The 19,473-nt window shown below is 71.8% G+C and carries 19 protein-coding genes; 4 read left to right on the forward strand and 15 right to left on the reverse strand.

Features of this window, described 5'->3' with window-relative positions; translation table 11 throughout:
* Positions 1-27: 27 nt before the first annotated feature.
* The 8 genes from ASD16_RS16370 to ASD16_RS16405 all read right to left on the reverse strand — a co-directional run bounded on the left by ASD16_RS16370 (position 28) and on the right by ASD16_RS16405 (position 4,543).
* Positions 28-858, reverse strand: a complete 831-nt coding sequence (locus ASD16_RS16370) for an anti-sigma factor (protein ID WP_055919834.1) — start codon at positions 856-858, stop codon at positions 28-30.
* Positions 855-1,430: an ECF RNA polymerase sigma factor SigK gene (sigK, locus tag ASD16_RS16375; RefSeq protein ID WP_235523368.1), complete on the reverse strand. Its 576-nt coding sequence runs from the start codon at positions 1,428-1,430 to the stop codon at positions 855-857. Before sigK ends, ASD16_RS16370 begins: the two co-directional genes overlap by 4 nt.
* 161 nt (positions 1,431-1,591) lie before the next feature.
* Positions 1,592-1,774, reverse strand: coding sequence for a hypothetical protein (locus ASD16_RS16380; protein ID WP_055919837.1), 183 nt, complete (start codon positions 1,772-1,774; stop codon positions 1,592-1,594).
* A 1-nt stretch (position 1,775) separates the two neighbouring features.
* A complete protein-coding gene (locus tag ASD16_RS16385) occupies positions 1,776-2,447 on the reverse strand; it encodes a helix-turn-helix transcriptional regulator (RefSeq protein ID WP_055919840.1) in 672 nt (223 codons plus the stop codon).
* Between the two features lie 140 nt (positions 2,448-2,587).
* Positions 2,588-2,758: a CsbD family protein gene (locus ASD16_RS16390; RefSeq protein ID WP_055920643.1), complete on the reverse strand. Its 171-nt coding sequence runs from the start codon at positions 2,756-2,758 to the stop codon at positions 2,588-2,590.
* 36 nt (positions 2,759-2,794) lie between these two features.
* Positions 2,795-3,241, reverse strand: a complete 447-nt coding sequence (locus ASD16_RS16395) for an SRPBCC domain-containing protein (protein ID WP_055919845.1) — start codon at positions 3,239-3,241, stop codon at positions 2,795-2,797.
* Positions 3,234-3,827 carry a DinB family protein gene (locus ASD16_RS16400; RefSeq protein ID WP_055919847.1) on the reverse strand — a complete coding sequence of 198 codons (594 nt, stop codon included), beginning with the start codon at positions 3,825-3,827 and terminating at the stop codon, positions 3,234-3,236. The genes ASD16_RS16395 and ASD16_RS16400 overlap by 8 nt, the downstream gene beginning before the upstream one ends.
* 140 nt (positions 3,828-3,967) lie before the next feature.
* Complete coding sequence (locus tag ASD16_RS16405; RefSeq protein WP_369817993.1) at positions 3,968-4,543, reverse strand: 1-acyl-sn-glycerol-3-phosphate acyltransferase; 576 nt, start codon at positions 4,541-4,543, stop codon at positions 3,968-3,970.
* Between the two features lie 333 nt (positions 4,544-4,876).
* Here ASD16_RS16405 and ASD16_RS16410 point away from each other — a divergent pair, with 333 nt between their 5' ends.
* The gene (locus ASD16_RS16410; protein ID WP_055919854.1) at positions 4,877-8,218 is read left to right on the forward strand and encodes a discoidin domain-containing protein; all 3,342 of its coding nucleotides are present in this window, start codon (positions 4,877-4,879) and stop codon (positions 8,216-8,218) included.
* A 97-nt stretch (positions 8,219-8,315) separates the two neighbouring features.
* Here ASD16_RS16410 and ASD16_RS16415 read toward each other — a convergent pair whose 3' ends face one another.
* Genes ASD16_RS16415 through ASD16_RS16425 form a run of 3 tightly spaced genes read right to left on the reverse strand, consistent with a single transcriptional unit; the run spans position 8,316 to position 12,825 of the window.
* The gene (locus ASD16_RS16415; RefSeq protein WP_055920647.1) at positions 8,316-10,571 is read right to left on the reverse strand and encodes a SpoIIE family protein phosphatase; all 2,256 of its coding nucleotides are present in this window, start codon (positions 10,569-10,571) and stop codon (positions 8,316-8,318) included.
* Positions 10,572-10,630: 59 nt separating this feature from the next.
* Entirely contained in the window at positions 10,631-11,797 is a 1,167-nt protein-coding gene (locus ASD16_RS16420) for an NAD(P)/FAD-dependent oxidoreductase (protein ID WP_055919857.1), read from the reverse strand.
* Positions 11,794-12,825 carry a semialdehyde dehydrogenase gene (locus ASD16_RS16425; protein WP_055919860.1) on the reverse strand — a complete coding sequence of 344 codons (1,032 nt, stop codon included), beginning with the start codon at positions 12,823-12,825 and terminating at the stop codon, positions 11,794-11,796. Before ASD16_RS16425 ends, ASD16_RS16420 begins: the two co-directional genes overlap by 4 nt.
* Positions 12,826-13,199: 374 nt before the next feature.
* Here ASD16_RS16425 and ASD16_RS16430 point away from each other — a divergent pair, with 374 nt between their 5' ends.
* Together ASD16_RS16430 and ASD16_RS16435 are read left to right on the forward strand one after the other, a co-directional pair.
* Positions 13,200-13,709: a helix-turn-helix domain-containing protein gene (locus tag ASD16_RS16430; RefSeq protein WP_055919863.1), complete on the forward strand. Its 510-nt coding sequence runs from the start codon at positions 13,200-13,202 to the stop codon at positions 13,707-13,709.
* A gap of 144 nt (positions 13,710-13,853) precedes the next feature.
* A complete protein-coding gene (locus tag ASD16_RS16435) occupies positions 13,854-14,297 on the forward strand; it encodes a hypothetical protein (protein ID WP_157453975.1) in 444 nt (147 codons plus the stop codon).
* A gap of 8 nt (positions 14,298-14,305) precedes the next feature.
* Here ASD16_RS16435 and ASD16_RS16440 read toward each other — a convergent pair whose 3' ends face one another.
* Both ASD16_RS16440 and ASD16_RS16445 read right to left on the reverse strand, forming a co-directional pair.
* Entirely contained in the window at positions 14,306-15,163 is an 858-nt protein-coding gene (locus ASD16_RS16440; protein WP_055919866.1) for an NAD(P)-dependent oxidoreductase, read from the reverse strand.
* Positions 15,160-16,143, reverse strand: a complete 984-nt coding sequence (locus ASD16_RS16445) for an aldo/keto reductase (RefSeq protein ID WP_055919869.1) — start codon at positions 16,141-16,143, stop codon at positions 15,160-15,162. The genes ASD16_RS16440 and ASD16_RS16445 overlap by 4 nt, the downstream gene beginning before the upstream one ends.
* A gap of 84 nt (positions 16,144-16,227) precedes the next feature.
* Between ASD16_RS16445 and ASD16_RS16450 the strand changes: the two genes are divergently transcribed.
* Positions 16,228-17,799, forward strand: a complete 1,572-nt coding sequence (locus ASD16_RS16450) for an AbgT family transporter (RefSeq protein WP_055919872.1) — start codon at positions 16,228-16,230, stop codon at positions 17,797-17,799.
* Positions 17,800-17,802: 3 nt separating this feature from the next.
* On the opposite strand, the gene ASD16_RS21825 is transcribed toward ASD16_RS16450, so the two are convergent.
* Together ASD16_RS21825 and ASD16_RS16455 are read right to left on the reverse strand one after the other, a co-directional pair.
* Complete coding sequence (locus tag ASD16_RS21825) at positions 17,803-17,979, reverse strand: hypothetical protein (RefSeq protein WP_157453976.1); 177 nt, start codon at positions 17,977-17,979, stop codon at positions 17,803-17,805.
* Positions 17,976-19,469: a PQQ-binding-like beta-propeller repeat protein gene (locus tag ASD16_RS16455; protein ID WP_055919876.1), complete on the reverse strand. Its 1,494-nt coding sequence runs from the start codon at positions 19,467-19,469 to the stop codon at positions 17,976-17,978. Before ASD16_RS16455 ends, ASD16_RS21825 begins: the two co-directional genes overlap by 4 nt.
* Positions 19,470-19,473: the final 4 nt, after the last annotated feature.

Genomic DNA, 19,473 nt, shown 5'->3' on the forward strand with positions numbered 1-19,473 from the left:
CTGGAGCCTGCCGGTGCGGCGCGGTGGTCAGGTGGTGGTCAGGACGACCAGGGGCGTTGTCGTCGGCTGGGTGGAGCCGCCGGCCGGTTCGATGGTGATCGCCAGGGCGTCGCCCGTCGAGAAGTCGTCGGCGAGCTGGCGGACCGTGCCGGCGTCGTCCGCGAGAACGCCTGCGGACGCGGCACCGTCGGCGTCGACGACCCACAGCTGGTACGCCTTGCCGTCGCCCGGGTCCGGCAGGCCGGTCGCGCTGAACAGCGCGCGGTCGTCCGTGAGGATCGCGGTCGCTGCACCGCCGCCGGTGACGTCGCCGTGCACGACCACCGCGGACGGGTCGGTCAGCAGGTCCGCGAGCGCCTGCTGCTGCTGCTCCGCCTGGTTCGCCCGCTGCGCCTGCTGGACCGCGAGCGCGGTGGGCACGGCGGCGCCGACGACGAGCGCGGCAGCGACGGCCAGCCAGCGGGTGCGCGACGGGCGACGGCGGGCGGCGAGGTGAGTGACCTCGGGCGCGACGGCCGTCGACGCGTCGGGTGCGTCGACCGCTGCCGGCGAGCCCAGCGGACCGGTGCCGGCGGGAGCGCCGGGGCGGAGCCGTGCGGGGCCGGCGAGGGGCCCGAGCTGGGGGACGTCGGTGATCGCGGCGAGGACGGAGGTGCGCAGGGCGGCAGGGGGTTCACCGGCGACGGCGTCGCCCAAGGTCGCTGCGACAGCGGTCAGCTGCGCCAGCTCGGCGGCGGCGGACGGGTCGGTGGCGATCAGGCGCTCGACGGCGGCGCGCTCGTCGGGGTCGACCGCGTCGAGCGCGTAGGCGCCGAGCAGGGAGCGCACGTCGTCGGCGGCGGAGAACGAGTCGCTCATGACGTCACCCCCAGGCAGTCGCGCAGGCGGAGCAGGCCGTCGCGGATCCGCGTCTTGACCGTGGGCAGCGGCGCGGTGAGCTCGGCGGCCACCTCACGGTAGGTCCGGCCGCCGTAGTAGGCGAGGACGACCGCCTGCTTCTGCGTGGGGGTCAGGGTGCCGAGGCAGTCGCGGACGCGGACCTGCTCGAGGGCGGACTCCACCTCGTCGGCGACGACGTCGAACTCGCGCTCGGTGCTCTCGTCGAGGACGCGCTGGTCGCGGTCGCGCTGCGCCTGCACGGCGCGGACGCGGTCGACGGCCCGCCGGTGGGCCAGCGTGAGGGTCCAGGTGCGGGCGGAGCCGCGGCCGGCGTCGAACCGCGCGGCGGTGCGCCACACCTCCACCCACACCTCCTGGGCGACCTCCGCGGCGTGGTCCGGGTCCCGCAGGACGCCGAGGCAGGTGCCGAAGACGCCGCGGCCGAGCGTGTCGTACAGGACGGCGAACGCCGAGTCGTCACCCCGCGCGACGTCCGAGAGCAGGGACTCGGCGGAGCGGGGCGCGTCGGCCTCGTCCGGTCCTCGCTCCACGCGGGCCAGTGTGCCCCACCGGTTCGCGGCCCGCCCTTCGGCGGGCCGCGCCGGGGGCGCACAGAGCTGGGCGTGGGACATCGGGTCCTGTCGTCCGTCGCGGATGGGTCACACGGAGTTCGTCGCCGACGGGCACGCGGATTGCTCGGTCACGGCAGCGGTCAGCGGTGGGCGGCGAGCGCCGCGTCGCGATGGGCGTCGAGGCGCCGCTCGGACGCGACCCGCTCGGTGTGCTGCCACGGCTCGAGGACGCGACGGGCACGCTTCTTCGGCGCGCGCACGGGGAGGACGATCCGGGGGACGGGGATGCGCACGGTGCGCACGTCGTACGTCAGCGCGACCATGTCACGCCTCCTTCTGGGGCGAGGGCGGCTCGGGCGGCTCGGTGACCGCGTCGGGGGCGTCGGACGCCTCCGGACCTGGTGCGGGAGGAAAGGTCAGATCGGGGTGGCTCGTCGCGAACCAGCGCATCAGCCGCGCGCCCGCGGGGCGGTCGGCGTGGTGCTGGACGCGCTGGACGTAGGGCGCGAGCAGGTCGTTGACCGCCTTCAGGAGCTCGTCGGTCTCGTCCGGCGTGGCCCAGAACGCGTCCTTGGTCATCGAGACCGGCAGCGGGGTTCCGGCGAGCTCGTCGGCACGGTCGGCCCGCTCCCGCAGGAAGGTGATGAACCCCTCGGCCTCCTGGCGCACGGTCACCTCGGCCAGCTCGACGACCGCGCGGATCGATCCGGGCACTGCGGGGTCGGGCTCGAAGTGCGTGCGCGCGGCACTGCGCCACGGACGCTCGCGGCCGCGCTGCTCGGCCGGCTCGATGAAGCCGTAGCGGGCGAGGAGGCGGAGGTGGAAGGAGCAGTTGGCGACCGACTCGCCCGTGTGCTTGGCGCACTGCGTCGCGGTGGCCTCGCCGACGTCGTCCAGGAACTGGAGGAGCGCGAGCCGCAGCGGGTGCGCGAGCGCTCGCATGCGCTCGGGGTCGCTCGTGCTGTGGCGGGTGTCGCCGACCTCGGGGGTGCTCATGCGTCGATCATAGGCCTCGCAACACTCATTGCGCAACAGTTATTGCGAAAGAAGTGTTGCGGGTAGTGGTCAGGCGTCCGAGACGCGACGAGGGCCCCCACCATCGGTGAGGGCCCTCGTCGTGTCGCGCTGAGCTCAGCTCACTTGAACGCGTCCTTGACGTTCTCGCCAGCCTGCTTGATGTTCGCACTGGCCTGGTCGCGCTGGCCTTCTGCTTCGAGACGCTCGTCGTCAGTCGCCTTGCCGGCCGTTTCCTTGACCTTGCCCTTGGCTTCTTCCGCAGCGTTGCTTATCTTGTCGTCGAGACCCATCAGAATCACTCCTCTCGGGTTGGCAACGCATCGACGCTACGACGACGACGCGGCTCCCGCATCCGGAACGACGGCGTCCCGCAGCGCCCCGAGCACCTGCTCCCAGTTGGCGGTCGCGTGCTCCGCCTCCTCGGCAGAACCGTTGCCGTCCTGCTCCAGGGTCACCTCGGTCGACCCGTCGTGCTCGTCGAAGGTGAACGTCAGGTGGTGGTAGTTCTCGGGCACGTCCGGCTGCCCGCTGAGCGGTGAGTAGTGGGTGTAGCGCAGACGCCTGGGCCGGTCGACCTCGAGGATCTCTCCGTGGTCCTGGAACGGTTTGCCGTCCCACTCGCCGTCGAAGGTGATGGGGACGCCGACGACGTACGCGCTGGTCACGCGCGCGCCGAGCATCCAGGTGGCGTCCGGGTCCACCAGGGTGTCCCAGACGGTCTCGGCGTCGGCGGGGATCTCGACGGTCGCGCTGGCGACGTGGTTCTCAGACATGGGTGCCTCCTCGCACGCGGTACAGGTCCGTCAGCGTGTGGATCTCCGACCCGTGGTGGATGATCTCGCGGTTGACGTGCGCCACGAGGTGCGCGAACGGCGCCTGCTGGTCGATCTCGGTGGCCTGGCTGAACCCGACCGTGAAGATGTCATCGTCGGACATCGCCGCGATCCCCGCGCGCCAGAGGTCGACCACGCGCGTGAGCCCCGCGACGGCCGGCCCGACCTCACCGGAGTAGGTGAGGGAGTCGCGACGCGCCTCGTGGTCGCCGAAGGTCCAGTCGTAGCGCTCGGCCAGCACGTCGGTCAGGTGGGCGACGAGCCAGGCGATCGTCCGTGGCCCGGGATGGTCCGCCCCGGAGGCGGGCCACTCGACCACCCACTCGCCGACGCCGAATGCCCGCGGTGCGCTGGACTCCCCCCGGCGCCGGACGCTCAGCGCTCCGGGGCCCGGCTCCCAGGCGAACTCGTCCTGCGTGACGGTACCGAGCCGCTGCCCGAGCTCCCACCAGGAGAACTCCAGCTGCCCGCGGACCACGGCGCGGGGCGTCGGGACGGTGAGGATCGACCAGTCGAACTCGTCCATCAAGGCTCCTGAGTGAGGGTGCGTGCCGACGGTAGCGACACCCTCCGACACTCAGGGCGGGGATCCACCGCGCACCGAGCTCGGGCCGACGGACGTGCTGGTGAACGACGTCGACGCGTCCTTCCGCTCGCTCGCCCGGGTCAGGACGCCTCCGGGAGCTCTTCCCGGAGGCGCGGCTCGGTCCGGCGCGACGGCACGAAGCCGGACTTGTCGGCGTAGAACGCGCGCACGACGTCCATGTCGGCGGCGACGTCGCCGGTCAGCCGCAGCGTCGGTCCGAGACCCGTGGTCATGGTGGTCCGGTCGACGTAGCCGAGGGTCACGGGCAGGCCCGTGGCGCGGGCGATCCGGTAGAACCCCGACTTCCACCCGGAACCGCCGCGGGTGCCCTCGGGCGTGACGACGAGGTAGAACCGGTCGCCGCCCTGGATGCGCGCGACGAGCTCGTCGACGAGCCCGGCAGGGTCGCGACGGTCCACCGGGATGCCGCCGAGTGCTCGCATGAGCGGCCCTGCGGGGCCCTTGAACAGCTGGTGCTTGCCGAGCCAGCGGATCGTCAGGTCGGCCTCGCCGGAGATCGCGAGCATCAGGATGAAGTCCCAGTTGGACGTGTGCGGGGCCCCGATCAGCAGCCCTGCCCCGTCCACCGGTACCCGCTCGGTCTGCAGGGTCCAGCGGCTGAGCCGCCAGTAGGCGCGGGCCAGGGTTCGTCGCAGCGTCACGGGTGGACGGTACCCGAGCCGCCCAGGAGGCCATGGGAGCGCGTGCAGTCACAGGTCGTTGTGCGATTTCTCCCGATCCCTTGACTCCCCCGATCACCGTTCGTAGTGTCTGGTCACGAAGCCGCAAGAACTCGACAGGACTGGCGCACAAAGTAGTGCGCATGGTCGCAACTGTCGGACGGTACACAGCTCCGCAGTTCACCGCCGTGCGCGCCGACGGGGCACCGACGCCCCCGACGGGCCGGTCCCGCGCGCCCGGAACCGGGCAGGCGGTCCGAGCAGCGCGCCCGGCACCGAGCCCGCCCGGGCGGGAGAACGAGGACCACCATGAGAAGGAACGTCAGGCTCGCAGTCGCGGGCGTCACCACGGCCGCGCTCGTCGTACCGCTCGGCCTCGCCCTCGCGGCACAGAGCGCGACCGCCGCGGAGCCCAACCTCGCCGCGGGCAAGCCGGCCACCGCCAGCAGCACGGTGGACGTCTACGGTGCGGGCAACGTCACCGACGGCAACCAGGGCACGTACTGGGAGTCGACCAACAACCAGTTCCCGCAGTGGGTGCAGGTGGACCTGGGCACCGCCGCCACGGTCACCGACCTCACCCTCAAGCTGCCGACAGGCGCCTGGGGCACGCGGACGCAGACCATCACCGTGCAGGGTTCCACCAACGGCTCGACATTCAGCACGCTGAAGAACCAGGCCGGCTACGTGTTCGACCCGGCGCAGGCCAACACCGTGAACGTCGACGTCACCGACACGTCCGTGCGGTACGTCCGGCTGAGCATCACGGGCAACACCGGCTGGCCGGCGGGGCAGCTCTCCGAGCTCGAGGTCCACGGCAGCACGACCCCCGACCCGACGCCGACCACCACGACACCCCCGGTCACGGGCCAGAACCTCGCCCTCAGCCGGCCCATCGTCGCGTCGTCGACCGAGTGGACCTACGCCGCGACCAACGCCGTCGACGGCAATCTCGGCACCTACTGGGAGGGCGCCGGCGGCCAGTACCCGAGCAAGCTCACGGTGACGCTCGCGTCCGCCAGCCAGCTGTCCGCGGTGACGGTCAAGCTCAACCCGGACGGCGCCTGGGGCAACCGCACACAGACGTTCTCCGTCGAGGGCCGGACCGGGACCGGCGCGTTCACGACGCTGGCATCGTCGGCCGGCCGGTCCTTCAGCCCGTCGACCGGCAACTCGGTCACCGTGCCCGTGAGCGGCACCGCGACGGATGTCCGCCTCGTCTTCACCGGCAACACCGGAGCCGGGAACGGTCAGGTGGCCGAGCTCCAGGTGTTCGGCGCCGCGGCTCCGAACCCTGACCTCACCGTCACCGGGGTGACCGGACCCGCGAACGCGACGGAGTCCAGCCCGGTGACCCTCACCGCGACGGTGAAGAACATCGGCACGACTTCGTCGGCCGCCACGAGCGTCGCCTTCCAGGTGGACGGGCAGAACGCGGCCAACGCCTCCGTCGGCGCCCTGAACGCCGGCGCGACCGCGACGGTCACCGCGAGCATCGGCGCCCGGGCCGCCGGCTCGTACACGATCGGCGCCACCGCAGACCCGGCCAACACCGTGGTCGAGCAGAACGAGTCCAACAACGCGTACAGCAACCCCACCAAGCTGGTCGTCGCCCCCGTGGCGAGCTCGGACCTGGTCCCGGTGGTGAGCTGGTCGCCGAGCAACCCGGCAGCGGGCGCGGTCGTCACGTTCACCGGGGCAGTCGCCAACAACGGCACCATCGCGACGTCGACCGCCGCGCACGGCCTGACGGTCACCATCAAGGACTCGACGACGGGCACCGTGGTCAAGACGCTCACCGGCTCGGTCAGTGGCGCGATCGGCGCCGGTGCCACCAGCGGGACCGTGAACCTGGGCACCTGGACGGCCGGGAACGGCACGTACGACGTGTCCAGCGCGGTCGCCGCGGACTCGACCGAGGTGCCCGGCAAGCAGGCGAACAACGTGGTCACCGGCGGGATCTTCGTCGGCCGCGGGGCACGCCTGCCGTTCGACATGTACGAGGCCGAGGACGGCCGCACGGGCGGCGGCGCGGTGCTCGTCGGACCCAACCGCACGGTCGGCGACCTCGCCGGCGAGGCGTCGGGTCGTCGCGCGGCAACGCTCAGCGCCACGGGCTCCTACGTGGAGTGGACGACGAAGAACCCGACGAACACGCTGGTCACCCGCTTTTCGATCCCGGACAACGCGGCCGGCACCGGCCAGTCGGGCAGCATCGACGTCTTCGTCAACGGCACCTACCTCAAGCGCCTCGACCTGACGTCGCGGTTCGCGTGGCTGTACGGCAACGAGACCAACCCGAACAACCATCCCGGCTCCGGAGGACCGCGGCACATCTACGACGAGGCCAGCACGCTGCTCGGCACGACCGTCCCCGCCGGCGCGACCATCCGTCTGCAGCGCACGGCCAGCAACCCGCAGCCGGTGACGATCGACTTCATCAACACCGAGCTGGCCACCGCGAACCCGAACCCCAACCCGGCGCAGTACGTGCAGCCCACCGGCTTCACGCACCAGGCCGTGCAGGACGCGCTCGACAAGGCCCGCATGGACACCACGGGCGCGATCAAGGGCGTGTACCTGCCCGCCGGCGACTACAGCACGTCGAGCAAGTTCCAGGTGTACGGCAAGGCCGTCGACATCGTCGGCGCCGGTCCGTGGTTCACACGGTTCTTCGCGCCGACCGGCCAGGAGAACACCGACGTCGGCTTCCGCGCGGAGGCGTCGTCGAACGGGTCGAAGTTCCGCGGGTTCGCGTACTTCGGCAACTACACCAGCCGCATCGACGGCCCCGGCAAGGTGCTCGACTTCACCAACGTCTCGACCATGACCGTCGACGACCTCTGGGTGGAGCACATGATCTGCATGTTCTGGGCGTCCAACATGGACAACAGCACGATCACCAGCTCGCGCATCCGGAACACGTTCGCCGACGGCATCAACATGACCAACGGCAGCGCGAACAACCGGGTGGCCAACATCGAGGCGCGCGGCACGGGTGACGACTCGTTCGCCCTGTTCGCGGCCACCGACGCGGGCGGTACGGGCCAGACCGGGAACGTCTACGAGAACCTGACGTCCCTGGTCACGTGGCGTGCGGCGGGGCTGGCGGTCTACGGCGGGTACGGGAACGTGTTCCGGAACATCTACATCGCGGACACGCTCGTGTACTCCGGCATCACGATCAGCTCGCTCGACTTCGGGTACCCGATGGACGAGTTCGGCTCCGCGGCGCCGACGAGCTTCCAGAACATCTCGATCGTGCGGGCCGGCGGCCACTTCTGGGGCAACCAGACGTTCCCCGCGATCTGGGTGTTCTCCGCCTCGAAGACGTTCCAGGGCATCCGGGTCAGTGACGTCGACATCGTCGACCCGACCTACTCGGGAATCATGTTCCAGACGAACTACGTGGGCACCCAGCCGCAGAACCCGATCACCGACACCACGTTCACCAACGTGTCGATCACGGGGGCCCGCAAGAGCGGGGACGCCTGGGACGCCAAGTCCGGGTTCGGCATCTGGGTCAACGAGATGCCGGAACAGGGTCAGGGGCCGGCCGTCGGCTCGGTGACCTTCACCAACCTGCGCATGAGCGGCAACGCGCAGGACATCAGGAACACGACGTCCACGTTCACGATCAACCGGAACTAGGACTCGTCACCGACGCCCGGGCCGGGTCCCCTCCCCCGGCCCGGGCGTACGACGGCGGACGGTCGGTGTGCGGTCCCGACCGTCCGTCGCCGTACCTCTACTGGTCCACGTCCCGGCAGAGCAGCAGCAGCGTCACGTCGTCCACCGACGCCGGGTCCCGGCACTCGCGCAGGACCTCGTCGATGTCGATGGGGCGCCCGTCGGACCCGTCGAACTGCGCACGCAGGCGACGCAGCCCGTCGCGCAACGACGTCTCCCGGGAGTCGACGAGCCCGTCGCTGTACAGCACGAGCCCACCACCGGGGGGCAGGGTGAGCCTGGTCGTCGGCGGCTCACCCGAGCCGACGCCCACCGGCCGGTCGACGGGGACCTCGAGCAGCGCCGCAGAGCCACCGGGCTGCAGCAGCAGGGGCCGCGGGTGTCCCGCGACGGAGAGCTCGACCTCGCCGGTGGCCAGGTCGACGAGCGCGACCACGACGGTCGCCATCTCGAACGGCATGGTCCACCGGACCACGTGGTCGAGCGACGCGAGGGTCTGCGCCGGGGAGTCCCCGCGCAGGAGGTACGCCCGCAGCGCGTTGCGGATCTGCCCCATCGCCGCCGCGGCCGACAGCCCGTGCCCGGCCACGTCACCCACCACCACCGCGAGCCGGCCGTCCGGGAGCACGAGGGCGTCGTACCAGTCGCCGCCCACCCGTCCACCCGCAGCCGGCTCGTAGCGCGCGTGCACCGCCCAGCCCTCGGGGTCGGGGATCGACGACGGCAGGAGGCTGCGCTGCACGGTCTCGGCAGCGCGGACCTGGAGCCGCGACCGCTCCAGGAGCACCTCGAGCAGCCGCGCGCGCAGGTCCTCCGCGGAGCGCACCTCCCGCTCGGTCCACGCCTCGCTGCGCCCCCGGACGGTCTCGCGCCACAGCGCGAACGACTTGCGGGGGCTGAGACGCACGTCGTCACCCTCGCGGGTGGCGATCGCCTTGTTGTGCGGGTCGCCGCCCCAGTCCACGTTGTGCACGGCCTCGTGCCGCAGCCACACGACGGCCTGGCCGTCCGGCAGCCGCAGCGCGAGCAGCCCCGCGACCTCCGGGAGCGCCGGCGCCAGTGCCGGCTCCTGCTCGGCCATCGCGTCGCGCACGACAACCTCGGCGTCCTGCGCGGCCACCCAGGCGAGCAGCGACGTCGGGTCGGCGGGCACACGGCCGACGGAGTCGACCACGCCGTCGGCGGACACGATCGCACCCTGCGCCGGGACGAGGTCGAGCACGGAGGCACCGGTCACCAGCGCCGACGCCAGCGAGCGGTCGTGGTCCCGACCCGCCGCCAGCAGCCCCGACAGGGTCTCCGCCGCACGGATGCGGGCCTGCAGCTCGTCCTCCTCGACGCGTGCCACCAGCCGCAGCGACAGGCTGGAGCCGAGGAACTCCGCCGCGGCCCGCACCCCGAACGGTGGGTCGTGGGGTCCGGAGTAGTGGTGGCACGCGATCAGGCCCCAGAGCCGGCCCTCCCGCAGCAGCGAGATCGACATGGACGCGGCGACGCCCATGTTGCGCAGGTACTCCAGGTGGATGGGCGAGACGCTGCGCAGGATCGAGTGCGTGAGGTCGAGCGGCAGGCCGGTCTCCTCGTCGAGACCCGGCACGATCCGCGACGGGGTGTAGGCGACGTCGGAGATGAGCCGTACCCAGTTCTGCTCGTACAGCGCGCGGGCCTGCGGCGGGATGTCGGACGCGGGGTAGTGCAGGCCGAGGAACGGGTTGAGGTCGGGGCGCCTCGCCTCCGCGACGACCTCGCCGTTGTACTCGTCGTCGAAGCGGTAGATCATCACGCGGTCGAACCCTGTGAGCGCCCGGACCTCGCGCGCGGTGATCTCGTAGAGCTGCGCCAGGTCGTGCGCGTGGTTGAGCTGCTCGACCGCCCCGCGCACCGCCTGGTACGTGTTCGGGAACGAGAACGGGCGGGGTCCCGACGCGGGCTCCAGCTCGACGATCAGCAGCGTGCTCTCGCCGCTGAGGATGCGGTGCAGGACCACGTCGAGCTCCACGTCACCGACCGTGACCACCAGCGGGTTGCGGGCCCGCAGGTTCCCCCAGGTGCGGACGTGGTGCTCGATCGCGCCGGCCGCCTCGGCTCCGAGGACGTGCTCCAGGGAGTGGCCCAGGACGTCGTCGACCGGGTGCCCGAGGAGCTCGGCGACGTTCTGCGACGTGTGCCGCACCACCAGGTCCGGCTCCGTGACGGCCAGGTAGATCCCGCGCGGCTGGATGCTGCCCGGCACGTGGATGGGCTCGCGCGCGCAGTTGTCGAGGTCGACCGGCTCGCCGGGTGCGAGGAACGTCGTCCCGTCCTCGTCCGCCATGGTCACCTCCGCGTCCTGATCCGACGCAGGATCGTAACCGCCACCCTGCCATGGTCTGCTCAGCGCAGGACGACCACCCGCGACGGGGCCTGGGCGTTCCGCGAGCGCCGGACGAGCTCCCCGGGCACCCGGACCGCTCGGGACCGGGACGGCATGAACCGCAGGAAGAAGCCGACCCGCATCAGCCACGCGAGCCACCCGGTGAGCGGGAACCCGTACAGGTCGGCGACGCCGCGACCGACCCCGAAGGACGCGGCCTGACCGAGCCCGAGGTACCGGAACGGCCTGCCCGCCCGGCCCCGGAGGGCCCGCGCGACGTTGCGGCCCACCTGGTCGCCGGCCTTGATCGCCCACAGCGCGTTGGACGTGACCGGCAGGCCGCTGCGCGGGTGCGCGACGGACGCGGCGTCGCCGGCCGACCAGACGTCGGGCGCGACGAGCAGGTCGCGGGTGGTCACCAGCCGGCCGCGGTCGTCGCGCGGGAGGGACTCGAGGCCGGGCAGGGCGACCGCACGCTGACCGGTGGTCGCCAGGACCACGTGCGTGGGGACGACGGAGCCGTCGGACAGCGTCACCGACCCGTCGTCGACCGCGGCGACCCGCACCCCCGTGCGGACGTCGACGCCCAGCCGCGTCAGCTCGCGCGTGCAGCGTGCGGCCAGCCGCGGCTGCTCGGCGTGCAGCGCGGGCACCACCCGGTCCGCCGACTGGACCAGCACGACCTGGGTCGTGCGGGCCGCGAGCGCTGCGGCGAGCTCGACCCCCGCGAGCCCGCCGCCGACGACCACCACGGGACCGTCGATGACCCGGACCCGCTGCAGCAGGTCGGCGAGGTCGCCCGGTCCGCGCAGCGTGAGTCCGTGCCCGGTCAGCCCGTCGACCGCGTCGAGCGGCTCGCGGCCACCGGTCCCGACGACGAGGGCGTCGTAGGTCAGGTCCCCGCCGGTGAACGAGACCGTCCGCGCGACGACGTCGACGTGGGTGACCCGCGCATGCAGCACCCGGGCCTTCGGCATCGCCTCGGTCAGCGGGGTCTGCGTCAGCCCGATCGGCAGCAGCCCCGCGACGACCTCGCCGGTGAACCCGTGGAAGTTGTGCACCGTGTCCGCGCTGATCACGACGATCTCGACCTCGCCCCGGCGCAGCTCGCCGCGCAGGCGCCGGACGATCGCGCCGTACGCGTGCAGCGTCACGTAGCCGCCACCCAGCAGGACGACCCGCTTCACCGGACACCCACGAGCGGCCGGCCGAAGCTCGCCGGTGCGGCAGCCGCGAACCCGTGGTGGGCGAACCGGTCCGCCAGACCGCGGATGTGCGCGACGTGGTCGAGGGTCGGGACGCCCGTCGAGAAGTGCCCCACGTGCCCCGCGAGCCCGAGCAGGAACGTCTCCGCGAAGCACGCGTACGCCTGACCGCGCGGCAGGCCGATGTCACCGCCGCGCAGGTGCATGCCGGGCACCTGGACGACCCCGCCGTCGACCACGGTGACGTCCGGACGGGCCGCCGCGAGGTCCGGCGAGGTGTTGCGGGGCTGCGTCGCGTCCAGGACGCGGGCGCCCGGCGCGAGGTGCTCGGCCCCGAGCAGCGCGTCCGCCGACGCCGTCAGCAGCACCACCGCGTCGCAGCCGCGCACGTCGTGCATGTCCGTCGACGTGGCCGTCGGCACCCGGCGACCCACCTCCGCGGCGAGCGCGTCGAGCTTCGGCAGGCCGCGCGCGACCAGGAGGAGCGAGTCGACCTCGCCCGACTGCGCGAGCAGCCGGACCAGCGTGGTCCCCACCGACCCGGTCGCGCCGACGACCGCCACCCGGCGGTCCGGCAGGTCCGCGAGCAGCGCCATGAGCTGGTCCTCGACGATGGCCGCCGTGTACGCGTTGCCGTTGGTGACACCGATGTCCGAGCGCCCCCGCAGCGTCGCGCCGCCCGCGGTGACCGTCGCGGTGAGCGCCCCGAGCCCGACGACCCCCGCACCGAGCCGGGCGGCGTGGTCGATCGCCCGACCGACGCGCGCCCGGCCCTCGTGCGGCTCGGACAGCAGGTGCTTGGCACCGAACGGCACGAGCACGACATGGCCGACAGGCGCCGAGTCCAGGTGCACGCGCGCCATCGCGTACGACGGCAGCGGCAGCTTCCGGACGGCCGAGTCGATGAACCGCTCCGGCACCCGACCGAGCGGACGCCACACGCGGGCCAGGTCCTCCGCGATCCGGGCACGCGGGTGGACCAGGAAGGCGAACGGGACGGCGCTGCTCATCGGGGGCTCCTGCGGCTCGGGGTGTGCCTCGAAGGGACGTCGGGACTCGCTCCTGATACCGCTGGTACCGGGTGAGGTGGGTCGCTGTCGTATCGAGGTGGGTGGCCGATGAGTGCTGCACCTAGGCTGGTGAGATCCCGACAACAGGTGCCCCGGGGGCGCCCGAGGCGCAAGCCAGACCGACGTCAGTACAGGGCGGCAGACGGGAGGCCCGCACGCGTGTCCCACGACCGGGGACCCCGGTAGTCGGCGTCGGACCCCGGTTCTTCTTGCTCGAGCATCCGCCGTCCTGCCCGTCCGAACTGCCAAACCCAAGAGACACAACACCGTCGTTGGTCCATTGTGTTTTTTGGGTTTGGAACTAGAGTGGGACCATGCGAGCGACCATCCTCGACGAGGCGATCCGCGGCGACAGCGACGCGTTGCTGACAACAGGCGAGGCTGCGTCGCTCCTCGGCGTCTCACGCCAGCACGTCGTGAACCTGATCAAGCGCGGCGACCTGCCCTACGAGACCTCCGGCAGCCACCGACGGGTGCGGCGTTCCGACGTCAACCGGCTCCGGCACTCCACCGTCCGGATGTCCGCGGACCAGCGCCGCTCGCTGCGCCTGGCGTACGCGGTGGCCGGCGCGATCTGCATCGATCCGCAGGCGTCGCTCGCCGTGGCGCAGGAGAACCTGACCACCATGCGCGCACGGCACTCCCGCGGACAAGCGGCGCGCTGGCTCGAACAGTGGCAGGAACTTCTCGACGGTCCGCTCGACGACCTGCTCTACGCGCTCACCTCCCCCAGCCAGCGTTCACGCGAGCTGCGACAGAACAACCCGTTCGCTGGAGTGCTGAGCTCCGACCAACGGGACGCGATCCTGGCCTCCGTGCGATGAAGCGCATCGAGCTGGCGCACATCCTTCGCGCGGCAAGCCAGATCGCGAACGACCCGGACGTCGTGATCGTCGGCGCAGTCGATCCTGGGGAGCTACGACGAGGACGACCTGCCGGACGAGGCAACCGGGTCCATCGAGGCCGACGTGACGTTCTTCGGACCACACGCTGAGCACAAGGCGCTCCTGGTCGAGGCGGCGATCGGTGAAGACTCGCCGTTCCACTCGATGTACGGGTACTACGGCCAGGGCGTCGAGATCGACGGCCTCGTCGTGCTACCCGACGGCTGGAGCGATCGTGTGGTGGTGTGGAGCTCGAACTCGTCGGCACCCGCCCGCGCTCACTGCCTGGAGCCGCACGACCTCGCCGTGGCGACGCTCGCCGCGTTCCGCGAGAAGGATCTGGAGTTCGTCGCCGCACTGATCGGGGCGCAGCTGCTCGATCCAGCGCTGCTGGTCGAACGGCTCGAAGCTGCACCCTTGTCCGCGCCTCATCGCCGACGCCTTCTCGCCTGGGTCCGCGCCGTCGGCCCCGATGCGCTCGGGTCCGATGAGAACCCCTCGGGACAGTCGCCGGACAACCGGCGCTAACCCTGTGCTCAGACCTCGTCGCGCCAGGTGTGCTGCGGGTCGTAGCCGAGCAGGCGGCGGGCCTTGTCGATGGACAGCAACGTCTCGCGTCCCTCGATCGGGCGGCGGACGGGGACGTCGGGGAAGTACTCGGCGACGAGCTCGGCGGAGGGTCGCTCCAGGACGGTGTCGGGGGACGCGACGATGAACGCCTCGAACCCGGTGAGGTCGCTCTCGAGCGCGAGCCGGACGGCCAGTGCTCCGTCACGGGCGTCGATGTAGCCCCAGAGGTTCCAGATGCGGCTGCGGGGGTCGTCGGCGAACGACGGGAACGCCGCGTAGTCGGCGACGTCCATGACGTTGGAGAACCGCAGGCCGATGAGCTTGAGCGACGGGTCCCAGCGGGTGAAGTGCCGGGCCATCTCCTCCTCGACGGCCTTGCCGAGGGAGTAGGTGCTCTCCGGGCGGACGGCGTACTCCTCGTCGACGGGGACGTACGGCGGGGGTGTCTCGAACGGCAGCCCGAGGACGGTCTCGCTCGATGCCCAGACGACGTTCGTGATACCCGCGCGGCGGGCGGCGCTGAACACGTGGTGGGTGGCGACGACGTTGTTGGCGAACGTCGCGCCGCTCGGGCGCAGACCGGGCGCCGGGATGGCGGCGAGGTGGACCACCGCGTCGACGCCGTCGTACCGGTCGTCGATGCCGGTGAGCGCCTCGGTGACCTGGCCCAGGTCGGTGAGGTCGACGCGGCTGAACACGGCCTTCTGACCGGCGGGCGGCTGGGCGGTGTCGACGTTCACGACGTCGTACCCGTGCGTCGCCAGGTCCTCGACGACCGCGCGTCCGAGCTTGCCGCTCCCGCCGGTCACGACGACGCGGCTCATGCGTCCGCTCCCTCGGCGTCCAGCCAGACGTGCGCCGGCGGGACGAGCGCTTCGAGCGCAGGCCACAGCGCGTCCGGCAGCGGTTCCGAGGCCAGGTCGAGCGTGCGGGCGACGCGGCCCGGGCGGCTCATGCCGACGACGGTCGACGCGATCCGGGGGTCCCGCAGCGAGAACTGCAGCGCCGCGGTGCCGAGGTCGGTGTGGAAGTCGGAGCACACCCGGCGCATCGCCTCGACCGCCTGCAACGTCTCGGGCGGGGCCGGGCGGTAGCCGTAGCTCGTCGGTCCCCCGGCCTGGAACGCCAGGATCCCGCCGCCGTAGACCGCGGCGTTGAGGATCCCCATCTCCTGCCGGACGGCCTCGTCGAGAAGCGCCCCGGCGCTGCGGTCCACCAGCGTCCAGCGGTTGTGCACCAGCAGGACGTCGAAGACGCCGAGGTCCAGGTACTTCGCGATCTCCTGCACCCGGCCGCCGGCCAGGCCGATCGCGCCGACCTGACCCTCGTCGCGGAGCTGCACGAGCGCGTCGACTGGGCCGCCCGGCGCGGACATCTCCGCGAAGTCGAACGACTCCGGGTCGTGCAGGTGCACCAGGGGCAGCTTCTCGATGCCCAGGCGCTCACGGCTCTCCGCGACGGACGCGCGCACGCGGTCGGCGGAGTAGTCGCGTCCTGACGGGTCCACCTTCGTGGCGATGACGACGCCCTCGGGCACCCCGCCGGCCTCGACGAGCGCGGCACCGATCCGGCGCTCGCTCTCGCCGTCGCTGTACCCGTTGGAGGTGTCGATGAAGCGGATCGGGCTGTCGAGCGCGGCGAGGACCGTCGCGACGCCCTCGTCGGCGGTGACGTCACGACCGAACAGCCCGGGCATGCTGCCGAGCGGTCCACCGCCGAGACAGACGGCCGAGACCTGCAGGCCGGTGCGACCGAGTTCGCGGATCCATCCGGGCTGGCCGGGTGCGTAGACGGGCTGCTTCATGGCGACATCCCATCACGGAGCCGCCCGAGATGTCGGGTCCAGCGCTAGCGTCGGGCGGGAAGCGGTTCGAGCCAAGGAGCGCGCATGAGCCAGGTCGAGGTCGCACCCCCACGATCGGTCCTCCAGAAGGTCCTGGACGGGATCGAGGTGGCGGGGAACAAGGTCCCCCACCCGGTGATCATCTTCCTCATCCTCATCGCGTTCATCATGGTGCTCTCGGCGATCTTCCAGGCGGCCGGGAGCACCGTCACGTTCGAGCAGGCGCAGATCGGTGCGGAGGAGCCGATCACCGTCACGGTGGCCGCGCAGAGCCTTCTCGACGCGGACGGGCTGCGGTTCGTGTTCACGTCGCCGGTCGCCAACTTCAACAACTTCGGCGTGGTCGGCGTCATCGTCGTCGCCATGATCGGCGTGGGCATGGCCGAGGAGGTCGGCCTGATCTCCTCGTTCATCAAGCGGCTGGTCAAGATCGCCCCGCCGCGGGCCATCACGTTCATCATCGTGCTGCTCGGCGTGCTGTCCTCCATCGCCACCGACGCCGGCTACCTGGTGCTCATCCCGCTGGCCGCCGCGGTGTTCCTGTCCCTGGGCCGGCACCCGCTGGCCGGCCTCGCGGCCGCGTTCGCCGGCGTCGGCGGCGGGTTCGCGGTGAACATGCTCATCACGCCGGTCGACGGGATGCTCGCCGAGATCACCAACGAGGCCATCGCCGACCCCGCCAACCACGTGTCGATCACCGGCAACCTGTACTTCGGGATCGTCTCGACGCTGCTGGTCACCGTCGTGGTCACGCTGCTCACGGAGAAGTTCGTCGAACCCCGGCTGGGCGCCTACCACCCGTCGGAGGGGCCTGCCGATGCCGACGAACCGCCGCCGTCGGGCGAGCTCAGCGACGAGGAGCGGAAGGGCTTGAAGTACGCGTTCTGGGGCTTCCTCGGGACGACCGTCGTGGTGCTCGCGCTCTCGCTCCCGCCGAACGCCCTCCTGCGCAACCCCGAGACCGGCAGCCTGATCGAGGACTCCCCGCTGCTGAACTCGATCATCTTCCTGATCCTGGTCTACTTCTTCGTGATGGGGCTCTGCTACGGCAAGGGCGCCGGGACGATCAACAGCTCGATGGACGTCATCAACCCGATGACCAAGACCATCGCCGGCCTCTCCGGCCTGATCTTCCTGCTGCTCGTGATCAGCCAGTTCATCGCGTACTTCAACTACTCGAACCTCGGCACCATCGCCGCCGTGAACATGGCCGACACCCTCGAGGCCGCCAACCTGAGCACCGTCTGGCTGATCCTCGGGCTCATCGCGATGACCGCGATCATCGACATCTTCATCGGCGGCGTCGTGCCCAAGTGGGCCATCTTCGCGCCCGTGTTCGTGCCGCTGTTCATCCAGCTCGGCATCTCGCCGGACCTCGCGATGGCCGCCTACCGCGTGGGCGACTCGCCCGTGAACGTGGCCACGCCACTGATGCCGTACTTCGCGCTGATCGTGATCTTCGCCGAGCGGTACCGCCGCAAGGTCGGCGTCGGGTCCGTCATCTCGCTGATGCTCCCGTACACCGTGGTGCTGCTCATCACCTGGTCCGCGCTGCTGGTGGTCTGGTACCTGCTGGGCATCCCGCTGGGCCCGGGCGCGTCGATCTACCTGAACTGACCTCTACGACGCCTCCAGCACGACGATCGTGAGGACCGTCAGCGTCATGACCACCCAGCTCAGGCGCGACGGCTTCTTCAGCGTCACGATCCTGCTCTGCCCCGCGGGTCTGCGCCGGATGTCGCGCGCCAGGCACAGCACCAGCAGCGCGACCAGGCCCACATAGATCGCGGTCGTCACCCGGCGTCCGGCCCGAACGCGACGACGCCTTCGGTGCCGACGGCGAACAACCGGTGGTCGACGACGGCGAGGCTCTCCACGGCGATCGGGACGGGGGCCTGCCAGACGCGTCGGCCGTCGCGCGCGTCGTAGGCGGCCACCACAGGTCCGGTTCCGACGACGGACGCGATCACGAACAGGCGGCGGCCGTCGGCGGCCATGCTCTGGCCGACGGCGGACATCGACCGGCTCCAGAGCGGCTCGCCGGTGCGCAGGTCGAGGACCGCCAGCCCGTCGTCCGACTGGCGCGCGAGCAGGTCGTCGACGACGACGAGGTTCAGCGTCCGCTCCGCCGGCCAGTCGACCCGCCATGCCAGCTGCCCGGTCATGAGGTCGCGCGCGGAGAGCCGGTCGTCGGACGCCAGGAGCAGCAGGTCGGGCTCGGACCCGTCGTCGGTGCCGATCCACGGCACCCTGGCGTCCCCGAGGTCCACGACGCGTCCGGTGTCGAGGTCGCGCAGCTGCGCGGTCGCCCCCACCCCGGGCGTGAGACGGTGCCCGCGGACCTGCCAGACATTGTCGGCGTCGAGCTCGCCGGCCGCGTCCCCGTCGACAGTGAACAGCGCGGTGGTCCCGAGCCACGAGACGGCGATCTCGTCGCCGGACACCTGCACCGTCGCGAACGCCGACCCGGCGGCGCCGGTGGGACGGGGGACGTCGACGCTCCACCGTTCCGTCCCCGTCGACGGGTCGAACCGGACCAGGCTCGCCGGCCCGCTCGGAGGGGTCTGCGCGACGACCACGTCCGCGCCGACCGGGGCGAAGGACGTGGTGGGAGCGACGGGCCGGTCCAGCACCACCTCACCGGTCGTGGCGGCGAACGCACGCAGGCGCACCGTGGCGGCCTCGACCAGGGCGGGCTGCGACTCGTCGGCGGACGGGGTGAGCTGCCAGGAGTCGGTCATCAGGCAGACGACGACGCCCTGGTCCGGGGCTGCACAGGTCGTCGGGTCGTAGGTGGAGCGGTGCATCGGGTCGCCCAGGTCCGGGACGCTGGAGAGCGGTGCCGTCCAGAGCTCGTTCCCGGTGCCGGCGTCGACCGCGCGCAGCGAGCTGGTCGCGTCGCCGGTCTGCTCCCACAGGATCAGGACGTCGTCCCGGATCCAGGCGTGATCGGAGAGGGAGAGGGCGTAGGACCCCGGCCACGGAGGGGACGTCCACGCCACGCCGGGTGCGGCGGCCAGAGGTGCGGCGATGCCGGGCTGCGCGGCGAGGGCGTCTGTCCGGGCGCGGTCCGCCCGGACGGACAGGGCGGCCGGGACGGCGACCGCGACGACGGCGACGGCGACCGTGGTGAGGGCCAGCACCCGGTGCCTACCGAGCCAGCCGAGGACGCCCGACGCGCGGTCGCGGACGGTACCACGAGCACGGTCCACGTGGTCGACGGGCTCGACGACGTCGTCGTCGTGCTCGACGAGCTCGACCACCGCCATCTCGCTGCGCGCCGCCATGCGA

The organism is Cellulomonas sp. Root485, assembly GCF_001426705.1.
GTDB lineage: Bacteria > Actinomycetota > Actinomycetes > Actinomycetales > Cellulomonadaceae > Cellulomonas.

What these genes read in the sequence shown, in the direction of transcription:
- ASD16_RS16370 (WP_055919834.1), bottom strand. Translation starts at nt 858, where the DNA reads ATGAGCGACTCGTTCTCCGCCGCCGACGACGTGCGCTCCCTGCTCGGC.
- ASD16_RS16380 (WP_055919837.1), bottom strand. Translation starts at nt 1,774, where the DNA reads ATGGTCGCGCTGACGTACGACGTGCGCACCGTGCGCATCCCCGTCCCC.
- ASD16_RS16385 (WP_055919840.1), bottom strand. Translation starts at nt 2,447, where the DNA reads ATGAGCACCCCCGAGGTCGGCGACACCCGCCACAGCACGAGCGACCCC.
- ASD16_RS16390 (WP_055920643.1), bottom strand. Translation starts at nt 2,758, where the DNA reads ATGGGTCTCGACGACAAGATAAGCAACGCTGCGGAAGAAGCCAAGGGC.
- ASD16_RS16395 (WP_055919845.1), bottom strand. Translation starts at nt 3,241, where the DNA reads ATGTCTGAGAACCACGTCGCCAGCGCGACCGTCGAGATCCCCGCCGAC.
- ASD16_RS16400 (WP_055919847.1), bottom strand. Translation starts at nt 3,827, where the DNA reads ATGGACGAGTTCGACTGGTCGATCCTCACCGTCCCGACGCCCCGCGCC.
- ASD16_RS16410 (WP_055919854.1), top strand. Translation starts at nt 4,877, where the DNA reads ATGAGAAGGAACGTCAGGCTCGCAGTCGCGGGCGTCACCACGGCCGCG.
- ASD16_RS16415 (WP_055920647.1), bottom strand. Translation starts at nt 10,571, where the DNA reads ATGGCGGACGAGGACGGGACGACGTTCCTCGCACCCGGCGAGCCGGTC.
- ASD16_RS16425 (WP_055919860.1), bottom strand. Translation starts at nt 12,825, where the DNA reads ATGAGCAGCGCCGTCCCGTTCGCCTTCCTGGTCCACCCGCGTGCCCGG.
- ASD16_RS16430 (WP_055919863.1), top strand. Translation starts at nt 13,200, where the DNA reads ATGCGAGCGACCATCCTCGACGAGGCGATCCGCGGCGACAGCGACGCG.
- ASD16_RS16440 (WP_055919866.1), bottom strand. Translation starts at nt 15,163, where the DNA reads ATGAGCCGCGTCGTCGTGACCGGCGGGAGCGGCAAGCTCGGACGCGCG.
- ASD16_RS16445 (WP_055919869.1), bottom strand. Translation starts at nt 16,143, where the DNA reads ATGAAGCAGCCCGTCTACGCACCCGGCCAGCCCGGATGGATCCGCGAA.
- ASD16_RS16450 (WP_055919872.1), top strand. Translation starts at nt 16,228, where the DNA reads ATGAGCCAGGTCGAGGTCGCACCCCCACGATCGGTCCTCCAGAAGGTC.
- ASD16_RS16455 (WP_055919876.1), bottom strand. Translation starts at nt 19,469, where the DNA reads ATGGCGGCGCGCAGCGAGATGGCGGTGGTCGAGCTCGTCGAGCACGAC.